This window comes from Nitratidesulfovibrio oxamicus, from assembly GCF_015731765.1.
Taxonomy (GTDB): domain Bacteria; phylum Desulfobacterota; class Desulfovibrionia; order Desulfovibrionales; family Desulfovibrionaceae; genus Cupidesulfovibrio; species Cupidesulfovibrio oxamicus.
This window is the reverse complement of the sequence record NZ_VRYY01000001.1, coordinates 1-10,358: the sequence shown is the minus strand read 5'-3', so window position 1 is coordinate 10,358 and position 10,358 is coordinate 1. Positions and strand designations below refer to the sequence as shown.

The following is a 10,358-nucleotide window of genomic DNA, read 5'->3' as shown; positions in this document are numbered from 1 at the left end:
ATGCCGCCGATGGCCACCAGCGTGCGCCCCGTGGCGGCGCGCAGTCGGGCCAACCCGTCCAGCCCCCACGGCGGCGCGGTGTCCGCCTTGGTGGGCGTGGCAAACACCGGGCTCACCCCCAGGTAGTCCACATCAAGCGTTTCCGCCTCGCGCACCTGGGCCATGGCCTCCACGGACAACCCGACAAGGGCCGCGCGCCCCAGCAACGCACGCACGTCGGCGGGGTGCATGTCGCCCTGCCCCACGTGCACGCCGTCGGCCCCGCAGGCCAGGGCGACGTCCACCCGGTCGTTGATCAGCAGGGGCACGCCGCGCGGGGCCAGCAGCGCCTTCAGCGCGCGGGCCAGTTCCACGAACTCGCGCGTGTCCGCATGCTTTTCGCGCAGTTGCACCACGGTCACGCCGCCCGCCACCGCCGCCGTCACCACGTCGGTCAGGGCACGGCCCCGGCACAGGGTGCGGTCGGTGACCAGGTACACCCCGTAATCCGTATTCCGCCGCAAGACGCTCACGGACGCCCCACCCGCACGCGGGCGCGAATGTCCGCTTCCGACAGGGCGTACAGCGCGTCGATGAAGTGCATGGCAAAGCTGCCCGGCCCGGCGGCACGCTCCGCCGCCATGCTTCCGGCGGCGGACATGGCGGCCATGCCGCTTACCGCGCCCTCCAGCGGGCTGGCGGCCACGGCGGCGTGGGCTGCCACCAGCACCGTGGAGGTGCAGCCCATGCCGGTAACGCGGGGCATCAGTGCGTGCCCGCCGGTGACCAACACCACCTCGTCGCCATCGGTGATCAGGTCCACCGGCCCGCTGACCACGGTGACGCAGCGGTGGCGGAGCGACAAGGCCCGCGCGGAATCGGCTGCGGCGTGGGCATCGCGGGTGGAATCCACCCCGCGCGTGGCCCCTGCCGCACCGGCCAGGGCCATGATTTCCGAACCGTTGCCGCGCACGATGGCCGGGCGCACCCGCTCCATGAGTTGCGCGGCGGTGGTGGTACGCAGGGTGGAAGCGCCCGCGCCCACCGGATCTAGCACCACGGGCAGGCCCCGCTCGCGCGCGGCGGCCCCGGCCAGGAACATGCTGTCGATCCACGGCGCGCTCAGGGTGCCGATGTTCAGCACCAGGGCCGAGACGATGTTGATCAGTTCCGCCATCTCTTCGCGCGCATGGGCCATGATGGGCGAGGCCCCGGCGGCCAGCAGCGCGTTGGCGGTAACGTTCATTACCACGAAGTTGGTGATGCTGTGCACCAGGGGCGCTTCACGCCGCACGGCATCAACATTGCGCCATATCTGCTCGGTATGGGGCACGTGCCCTCCTTTGCGTAATCGTGCGTGGGGTCGGCCCGTTAGGCAAGACGGCGGAAACCCGGAACCCCCGAAAGCCGCAGCCGCATCTTACGAACGGCGGACGTCGCGTCAACCCCGCATTGCGGCGGCGGGAAACCACGCCTGCCGCAACCGCTCAAGGGCCGCCGCGATGTCCGGCTCGGACAGCATGCCGTACCCGATGAACAGGCAGTTGCCCGGATACCGCCGCGCATCGGCCCAGAATGGCGATGCCGGATACACCCGCACCCCGTGCGCCGCAGCCCGCGCCACCAGCGCGGCCTCGCCCGGTCCGCCGGGAACCTCCAGCAGCAGGTGCAGCCCCGCGTTGTGTCCGTGGATGCGCACCCCGTCGCCCATCAGGCGGGTGGCCATGCCCACGAAAACGTCGTGCTTGCGCTTCTTGGCCAGGCAGATGCGCCGCAGGTGCCGTTCCCAGTGGCCTTCGGCCATGAAGCGCGCCAGCACGGCCTGTTCCAGCCAGGGCACCGTGCACTGGAACCCCGCGAACACCGTGCGGAACCTTTCCGCCAGCTGTTCAGGCAGCACCATGTACGACATGCGCATGCCGGGCGACAGGGTCTTGGAAAAAGTGCCCGTATAGATGACCCGGCCATGCCGGTCGATGGACTGCAACGAGGGAATGGGCCTGCCGTCGTAACGCAGTTCGCTGTCGTAGTCGTCCTCCACGATCCACGCGCCGTGCTCGGTGGCCCAGTTGAGGACTTCCATGCGGCGGCAGATGGGCATCACCGCGCCGGTGGGAAACTGGTGCGACGGGGCAATGTGCACCACCCGCGCGGACGACGCCCGCAACGCCGCCACGTCGATGCCGTCGCCGTTGACGGGGATGGGAACGGTGCGAAAGCCGAAGCACTCGTAGGCCCGCCTGGCCCCGATGTAGGCGGGGTCTTCCAGGGCGACCTGTGGCACCTGCTCCGCCTCGTCGTACTCGCGGCGCAACAGGCGCGTCACCGCCATGATCGAAGGTTGCAGGCCGCTGCACATGACCACCTGTTCGGCAGTGCAGCGCACGCCCCGGCTGCGGTACAGGCAGGCCGCCAGTTCGGTGCGCAGGCGCAGGTCGCCGTGGGCATCGCCATACACGTGCATGCCGTCGGAGGCGACGCGCCCGGTCCGCGCGCCCTCCATGACCGCGAACAGCAGCTTGCGCCAGACGACGTAGGGAAAGGTGGCGGCATCCAGATTGCCGTAATGGAAATCGTAGTCCGGCAGGTGCGCGGCGGGCTCCTCGCGGTGCTCCGCCTTTCCGCATCCTTGCGCCGCAGGGCCTTCCGGTGCGTGCAGGTCGCGCTGGATCACGTTCACCCGGTACCCGGAACGCGGCAGCACCGACACGTACCCTTCCAGCACCAGTTGGGCGTAGGCATTTTCCACCGTGTTCCTTCCGGCGCGCAGGTCGCGGGCCAGGGCACGGATGGACGGCAGGCGCATGCCCTGCGGCAGTGCGCCGGAAAGGATGTCCTGCTTCAACTGGTGGTAGATCTGCCGATAGAGCGGCGCATCGGCGGCGGCATCCAGGTGCAGCATGGAACACTCCGGCGGTACGGTGACGAATTTGTCGGCTTTCGGCGCGCAAGCCTGGCGGCGCGGGCAACGGTGATCCGATGACACTGCCCGGCTGCCCTTGCGGGGCTGTCCGCTTTCGAAAAAGCGAACTGTCCCTATTCATGCCTGCGGAATATCCATTAAGCATGGGGACAGATAACATCTACCCGGAGGTTCCCGTGCAGGCAAGAATGAAAGACCACCCCCTCTCGCCGGAACAGATCGCCCACCTGCTGGATACGGAACTTGTGGGCAGGCTGGCCACCAACGGCCCTGACGGCTGCCCCTACGTCACGCCGGTCCATTTCGCCGTCATGGACGGCATCGTCTACATCCACGGACTGGCCACGGGCGAGAAGCTCAACAACATCACGCGCAACTCCCATGTCGGGTTCGAGGTGGACAAGATGCGCTCGCTCATCCACCACCCCGACCTGCCCTGCGACACCAACACCGCCTACGAAAGCGTGATCATCCGGGGCCGCGCGTCGATCGTGCGGGACACCGCCACCGTGACCCGCGTGCTGGACGCCATTGTGGCCAAGTACACCCCGCAGCACGCTGGCAAGGGCTACCCGCCCAACATGCTGAAGATGACCGCCGTCATTGCCGTGGACGTCACCTCGTGCACGGGCAAGTTCTACCCCGCCTGAGGGCCGCCCCCGAGGGTATCCTAGCGCAACGCAGCACGCGAAAGGGGCGCCCCGCCGTCATGGCGGAGCGCCCCATCGTCATTGTGACGATCGTCACTGCGGCGTCGGCGGGCAAACGCGGGGTTCGCCAGCGACGATGCACGTGCGCGCCTACGCCGCGCCTGCCTGCCCCTTGCCCAGATACTCGCGCAGGCACTGCCCAAGGCGCGCGATGCCCTCTTCGATCAGTTCCGGGCTGGAGTTGGAGAAGTTGAGGCGGAAGGTGTCGTCGGTCTCGTCCACGTAGAACGGACGCCCCGGCACGAAGGCCACCTTGCGCTCGATGGCCTTGTGGAACAGCGCCTCGGCGGAAATGCCCCCGGGCAGGGTACACCACAGGAACATGCCGCCTTCCGGCTCGGTGCAGGCAACGTCCTCGGGAAAGTGCCGGCGGATGGCCTGCACCATGGCGTCGCGCTGGGCGCCGTAGCGGGCGCGGATGGAGGCGATGTGCTTGTTCACGTCGTTGTCCATGAGATAACGGTGCAGGATGCGCTGGGTAAAGCCGGGAGTGTGCAGGTCGCTGGCCTGCTTGGCGGTGATCATGGGGTTCAGCACCTCCTGGGGCGCGCACACCCAGCCCAGGCGCAGGCCCGGCGACACCACCTTGGAGAACGAGCCCAGCAGCACCGAGGGCGCCTGCATGTACGCCCGCACCGGCGGCAGGTGCTGCCCCATGAAGCGCAGTTCGCCGTAGGGGTTGTCCTCCACCATCAGGCAGCCGGTTTCGGCCATGATCTCGGCAACCTCGCGGCGGGTCTGCTCGTCATAGGTGATGCCGGACGGATTCTGGAAGCTGGGCACGGCGTAGAACACCTGCGCGCCCGTGGCAGCCTTGCGCAAGGCATCCGTATCCACCCCGCGCGGGGTCAGGGGCACGGTGACGAAGTCCGGGCCGAACACCGAGAAGCACTGGATGGCCCCCAGGTAGCCGGGGCGCTCCATGACCACCTTGCCACCCCGGTCGATGCACGCCTTGGCCACCAGATCCAGGGCCTGCTGCGAGCCGGTGGTGATCAGGATGTCGTCGGGCGAGACATTGATGCCCTGCCGCTTGTAGCGGTCGGCAATCCACTGGCGCAGGGGCGGAAAGCCCTCGGTGGTGGTGTATTGCAGGGCTTCCGGCCCGGCTTCCTCCAGCACGCTGGCCGCCGCGCTGGCCACCGCGTCCACCGGGAACGACGCCGGATGCGGCAGCCCCCCTGCAAAGGAAATGATGTCCGGTTGCGCCGTCACCTTCAGGATTTCGCGGATGTAGGAACGGGGCACGCTTTCCATGCGTTGGGCAAGACGCATTACAGTTTCCTCCGCCGCCTTCGGGACGGCATCTATCTATGCGGGCAACCGGCCCGCGTGGGGTCTGCCGATTACGCAGTGAAACCTGCGGGAATCTCTCGTACGCGCGATGCCGGATTTCAGTTGCCCACCTCGGGCTCGTCACCCGCCATGAACCCTTCCGGCATGGAAATGATCGAAATGTCGTGCTTGTCGGCCAGGGCAATGCTTTCCTCGCGGTCGAAGAACAGGGTCTTTCCCGCTTCCAGCGCAAGGCAGGTGTAGCCGTAGTCGGCCAGCACCCGGATGGTGCCCGCACCCAGCGCGGGCAGGTCGATGCGGTCGTCCTGGCCGGGCTTGACCACCTTCACCGCCACGCACCCTTCGCCGCCCAGTTCGCCGCCACGGCGCAGGGTGGCGTCGGTACCCTCCATGCCCTCCACGGCCACGGTCATGCCGCGCTTGACCACGATGCACTGGCCGATGTCCAGCCGCCCCAGCACGTGGGCGATAGGCCAGCCGTAGCGGATGTCGGCCCATTCCTCGTCGCTGGGGGGGCGCTTGGTCAGCACTCCCTCGGGCGCGCGCAGGCCGGGCACCAGCGAGGCGGGCTGCACCACGGCAAGACCTTCCGATTCCAGTTCGTCGATCACGGCGCGCAGGATGGCGTCGTCGCCCTTGGCCCGCAGGCGGAACAATACCTTTGCCGCACGCAGGTCGGGCCGCAGGTCCAGCGCGCGCGGCTTGCTGATGGCCCCGGCCAGGCACAGGCGGCGCACGTTGTTGTCGCGGAAGAAATCTATGAGCTTGCCGAGCTGCCCCAGATGCAGCATGGCGAAGGCGTCCGCCTCGTGTTCAAGCGCCTCGTCGGTGTGGCCATGAAAGCCGCACATGACCACGGATAGCCCTTCGGCGCGCGCGCCGCGCGCCACCAGCGCCGGAAACTGTCCCTTGCCTGCGATGATGCCGATGGATTCGTTGCTCATGCTGCTCCCGTGCGGGTATGTGCCGTGTGCGTGTGTTTCGTGCGTATGCTTGCCGTGCAGCCGGGCATGGCGCCGCATTCGTGCCGCGCCTGTCCTCGTCGCCCCCCCAGAAAACGGCGAAAGGGGGAAAGGGGCCCTGGCCCGCTTTCCCCCCTGGCGGAATGCCGATGCATTCCGTACGGGCTATACGGGCGTCCCCTGCGATGCGGGCAGAATGCCGCGCTCGCTGGCGCGAATGAATTCTACGAATAGAAGAACTTCGGGGTAGTTGCCAAGCTCGTATTCCAGCTGTTCCAGGGCCTCCTTGCGGGGCACCTCGGAATTCCAGACCAGCCGGTAGGCGTTCTTCAGCGCGGCGATGACTTCGCGCGTGGCCTGCATGCGGCGCAGTCCCACCAGATTGGGGCTGTGCACCCCGGCGCGGTGGCCCACGGCCAGCATGAACGGGGGCAGGTCCTGCGCGATGCCGCTCATGCCGCCCACGAAGGCGTGGTCGCCGATGCGCACGAACTGGTGCACGGCTGAAAGGCCGCTGAGGATCACGTGGTCGCCCACGTGCACGTGCCCGGCCAGGGTCGCCCCGTTGGACATGACGATGCCGCTGCCCAGAATGCAGTCGTGCGCCACGTGAGTGTACGCCATCAGCAGGTTGTTGCTGCCGATGCGGGTAACCCCGCCGCCGCCCTCGGTGCCCCGGTGCAGCGTGGCGAACTCGCGCACGGTGTTGCCGTCGCCCATTTCCAGGGTGGTGACTTCGCCGTGAAATTTCAGGTCCTGCGGCTCGCCGCCCACGCAGGCATAGGAATGGATGTGGTTGCGCGCACCCATGCGGGTGTGACTTTTTACCGAGGCAAAGGCCTCGATGCGCGACTCCGCCCCGATGACCACGTCCTCTTCGATGACGGCGCAAGGGCCGACCACCACGCCGTCGCCAAGCCGTGCGCTTTCATGCACGAACGCGGAAGGATGCACCTGCGCGGCCACTACATGTCCTCCCTGTTGGTCACGGCGGCGGTCATCACCGCCTCTGCGGCCAGCTTGCCGTCCACGTAGGCGAAGCCTTCCATCTTCCACAGCTTCAGCTTGTGGCGCAACAGGCGGCAGTGCAGTTCCAGCTTGTCGCCGGGGTAGACCGGCTTGCGGAAGCGCACCGATTCGATGCCGGTGAACAGGAACAGCTTGTCTTCCACGGGGGTGTCGGTGCTCTTGACCACCAGGATGCCACCGGCCTGGGCCAGGGCTTCCATGATCAGCACGCCCGGCATCACGGGCACGCCGGGAAAGTGCCCCTCGAAGAACGGCTCGTTCATGGTCACGTTCTTGTATCCCTTGATGTACTCGCCGGGGACGTATTCCGTCACCCTGTCCACCAGCAGGAAGGGATAGCGATGGGGCAGAAGGCCCAGAATCTGGCGGATGTCGAGGATGTTCTGTGCGGGGTCGGTCATGTCATTCCTTGGCGGCGAGCTTTTTCAGTTCCTCAAGCTCTTTTTCGAGCTTGCCAATGCGCTTGTACATGTCGGGAAGCTTGGGCATGACGGTCAGGGTGCGCATGTAGGTGGCCTTGTCCACGGCGGGGGCGCCGCCCATGGTTTCGCCGTCCGGGATGCTCTTGGCAACGCCCGACTTCGGCCCCAGGGTCACCCCGTTGCCGATGGAAAGGTGCCCGGCAACGCCCACCTGCCCGGCCATGGTCACGTCGTCGCCTACCTTGGTGGAGCCGGAAATGCCCACCTGGGAAACGATGAGACAGTTGCGCCCCATTTCGACGTTATGGCCGATCTGGACCAGATTGTCGATCTTGGTGCCATCGCCCACGGTGGTCACGCCCAGCACCGAACGGTCTATGGCGGTGTTGGCCCCCACCTCCACGTCGTTGCCAAGGCGCACGGTGCCCACCTGCGGAATCTTCTGGATGCCGAAGTCGGTGCGGGCAAAACCGAAGCCGTCGGCCCCCAGCACCACCCCGGCGTGCAGGATGCAGCCGTTGCCGATTTCTGTCCCGGCCATCAGCACTGCATTGGGGTACAGCAGGCACCCGGCCCCCACGCGGCAATCCTCGCCCACGTACACGCCGGGAAAGAGAACGGACCCCGCGCCGATGCGCGCACGGGGTCCGATGAATGCAAAGGGATAAACGGTGCAGCCTTCGCCCAGATCCGCCTCGGGGTGCACGAACGCCATGTCGCTCACGCCCGAAAGGCAGCCCTGCGGCTTGGAGAACAGGGCCAGGGTACGCCCGAAGTCGAAGTACGGGTTGGCGCTGACCAGGGCGCACGGCACCGCGTCCGCATGCTCTGCCGCCACGATCACCGCGCCTGCGCGGGTGGTCGCCAGCAGATGGGTGTACTTGGGGTTCGCCAGAAAGCTCACCTCGGCGGGGCCTGCCGCCTCAAGGGTGTTCACTCCCTCGATCGCGCGGTCTTCTCCGCGCAGTTCGAGTCCCAGCAGCCCCGCCAACTCGGAAAGCAGTCTGGCCATCGGCCCCCCGCTACTTCTTGCCCGCGCGGTACACGCGGTTCACTTCTTCCAGCAGTTCCTTGGTCACGTCGATGGCCTTGTCGGCGTGCACCACGCCAGCGGCGGCGCCGTCGAGGATCAGGGTGTAGCCCTTCTTCTCGCCGTATTCCTTGGCGGCCTTCAGGATGATGGCGGCCATTTCCTGGCGCACGCGCACTTCGGCGGATTCCACCTTGCGGGCGAAGGCGCGGGTCTTGTCCTCAAGGTCGCGCTTCAGGCGGATGAATTCCACCTTCTTGTCTTCCTTGGCTTCGGCGGACAGGGCCGCGGACTGGACCTTCATGTCCTCGGCCTTCTTCTTCAGGTCGTTGGCCTGCTTTTCCAGCTGGTCCCTTTCGGCGCCGAAGGTGGCCTTCATCTTCTTCTGGGCGTCCTGCGCGGCTTCGCTCTGGGAGGCGATGGCCTGCATGTTGACGATGGCGATCTTCATGTCGGCGGCAACGGCAACGGTGGTCCAGGCAAGGACGAAGGCCGCGGCCAGGATGAGAACTCTACGCATGCGAAGCGACTCCTTTGAAAACACCTTGGATGAGTGGCAGCCGGAAACCGGCGTAGCTTGCAATGAATGCGACGCGGCGGATGCCGGTTCGCGAGTACCCCGAACGTTGCCGGACGCCGCCCGACGCCCGGCTGGCACCGTTTCCCCGGCGCCTGCCGCATGCCGCGCCGGGGGGCGCGATATGCAGGGGTTCGCGGTCAGTTATCCCCTTGTCGATGGGGCGTCAAGGGGCGCGACATCACTGCGAAAAACGGGCAAGTTTGCGCTTGTACGTGGCCACGCCCTCGGCAATGCCGTCGGCCAGGGTGGAGAGGTACTTTTCCGAATTCAGGCGGCGCGCCTCGTCGGGGTTGGTGCAATACCCAAGCTCCACCAGCACCGAGGGCATGCGCGCCCCCATCAGCACGTAGAACGGGGCCGAGCGCACGCCGTTGTCATGTGCGGGAAAGCCGCCGCGCCGCAGCCGCCCAAGGGCGGAATCCTGTACAAAATTGGCCACGTCGCGGGATTCCTGGGTCTTGGCGTTGAGCATGAGGTCGGTGAGGATGAATTGCAGGTCGCTGAGGCTTTTCTCGCTGACGGCGTTTTCGCGCGCGGCCACGCGGGTGGCGCTGTCCGTTCGCGCAAGGTCGAGGTAGTAGGTCTCGAAGCCGCAGATGCGCGGATCGTTGTTGGCGTTGACGTGCAGCGACAGGAACAGGTCGGCCTTCTTGTCGTTGGCGAAGGCCGTGCGCTTGTCCAGCGGCACGAACACGTCCCTGTCGCGGGTGTAGATGACCGAAAAGCCCATGCGGCGCAGGCGTTCTCCCACCATTCTGGCCATCTTCAGGGTCAGGTTGCGCTCGACGATGCCGTTGCCCATGGCGCCGGGATCCTTGCCGCCGTGGCCCGCGTCGATCAGAACGGTGTGCACGGTCAGGCCCAGTTGCTCCACCAGGTCTTTGGGAGGGGCGGAGGGCGTGGCCTTGTCCGCCTCGCGCACGGGCACGGACACCCGCGAATCGTCGGGACGCTGGCCATCGGGCAGGGCCGCATCTGTGGCGCCCACCTCTATGACCACCCGGTACGGGTTGCGCACGGCCTGCACCTTGTACCGCCGGAGGGCCTTGAAATCCAGGATGACCCGGGTGTGGCCGGACGAGGGCTGGTCTGAACGAACCCGCGTCAGCAGCGCGCCGGACACCTTGGCGCCGGGCTTCACCGCGTCGTCGGGCAGGGCATCGGAAAAGTCGATGTACAGGCGTGGCGGGCGGCCTGCGCCGTTGTCCGGCGCGGCATACTGGCTGCGCCATTCCGTCTCGCGCGAAAGTTCGATGGTGATGGTGGCCCGGTCGTTGTCCGCCCGCCATGACACCTGCCGCAGCACGGCAGGCTTGCCCCTGCGCGCGGGCACGGACGTGGTGCCCGACTGCTGGCCGGAGGAGACCGGAGCGGCGGGCGTTACCGGGGCGGCAGGTGCAGCCTTCCCCGGCTGGGCCGCTGCGGTG

At 67.1% G+C, this 10,358-nt stretch carries 11 protein-coding genes; 1 reads left to right on the top strand and 10 read right to left on the bottom strand.

The window, feature by feature from the left end; genetic code table 11:
• The 3 genes from thiE to pdxR all read right to left on the bottom strand — a co-directional run.
• The coding region (gene thiE, locus FVW20_RS00055; protein WP_196607754.1) for a thiamine phosphate synthase at nucleotides 1–503 on the bottom strand (503 nt) is incomplete at its 3' end.
• A gap of 5 nt (nucleotides 504–508) precedes the next feature.
• A complete protein-coding gene (thiM, locus tag FVW20_RS00050) occupies nucleotides 509–1,312 on the bottom strand; it encodes a hydroxyethylthiazole kinase (protein WP_196607753.1) in 804 nt (267 codons plus the stop codon).
• A gap of 108 nt (nucleotides 1,313–1,420) precedes the next feature.
• Nucleotides 1,421–2,881: a MocR-like pyridoxine biosynthesis transcription factor PdxR gene (gene pdxR, locus FVW20_RS00045; protein ID WP_196607752.1), complete on the bottom strand. Its 1,461-nt coding sequence runs from the start codon at nucleotides 2,879–2,881 to the stop codon at nucleotides 1,421–1,423.
• A 209-nt stretch (nucleotides 2,882–3,090) separates the two neighbouring features.
• Here pdxR and FVW20_RS00040 point away from each other — a divergent pair, with 209 nt between their 5' ends.
• Nucleotides 3,091–3,552, top strand: a complete 462-nt coding sequence (locus tag FVW20_RS00040; protein WP_196607751.1) for a pyridoxamine 5'-phosphate oxidase family protein — start codon at nucleotides 3,091–3,093, stop codon at nucleotides 3,550–3,552.
• 150 nt (nucleotides 3,553–3,702) lie between these two features.
• Here the strand turns inward: FVW20_RS00040 and FVW20_RS00035 are convergent, their stop codons facing one another.
• The 7 genes from FVW20_RS00035 to FVW20_RS00005 all read right to left on the bottom strand — a co-directional run.
• The gene (locus FVW20_RS00035; RefSeq protein ID WP_196607750.1) at nucleotides 3,703–4,887 is read right to left on the bottom strand and encodes an aminotransferase-like domain-containing protein; all 1,185 of its coding nucleotides are present in this window, start codon (nucleotides 4,885–4,887) and stop codon (nucleotides 3,703–3,705) included.
• A gap of 119 nt (nucleotides 4,888–5,006) precedes the next feature.
• Entirely contained in the window at nucleotides 5,007–5,852 is an 846-nt protein-coding gene (locus FVW20_RS00030; protein WP_196607749.1) for an LpxI family protein, read from the bottom strand.
• 183 nt (nucleotides 5,853–6,035) lie between these two features.
• Nucleotides 6,036–6,836 carry an acyl-ACP--UDP-N-acetylglucosamine O-acyltransferase gene (lpxA, locus tag FVW20_RS00025; RefSeq protein WP_196607748.1) on the bottom strand — a complete coding sequence of 267 codons (801 nt, stop codon included), beginning with the start codon at nucleotides 6,834–6,836 and terminating at the stop codon, nucleotides 6,036–6,038.
• Nucleotides 6,836–7,300, bottom strand: coding sequence for a 3-hydroxyacyl-ACP dehydratase FabZ (gene fabZ / locus FVW20_RS00020; protein WP_007527376.1), 465 nt, complete (start codon nucleotides 7,298–7,300; stop codon nucleotides 6,836–6,838). Before fabZ ends, lpxA begins: the two co-directional genes overlap by 1 nt.
• Before the next feature lies 1 nt (nucleotide 7,301).
• Nucleotides 7,302–8,333, bottom strand: a complete 1,032-nt coding sequence (gene lpxD, locus FVW20_RS00015) for a UDP-3-O-(3-hydroxymyristoyl)glucosamine N-acyltransferase (RefSeq protein ID WP_196607747.1) — start codon at nucleotides 8,331–8,333, stop codon at nucleotides 7,302–7,304.
• A 10-nt stretch (nucleotides 8,334–8,343) separates the two neighbouring features.
• On the bottom strand, nucleotides 8,344–8,871 hold the full coding sequence (locus tag FVW20_RS00010; RefSeq protein WP_196607746.1) for an OmpH/Skp family outer membrane protein: 528 nt from the start codon (nucleotides 8,869–8,871) through the stop codon (nucleotides 8,344–8,346).
• A 238-nt stretch (nucleotides 8,872–9,109) separates the two neighbouring features.
• The coding region (locus FVW20_RS00005; protein ID WP_196607745.1) for an N-acetylmuramoyl-L-alanine amidase at nucleotides 9,110–10,358 on the bottom strand (1,249 nt) is incomplete at its 5' end.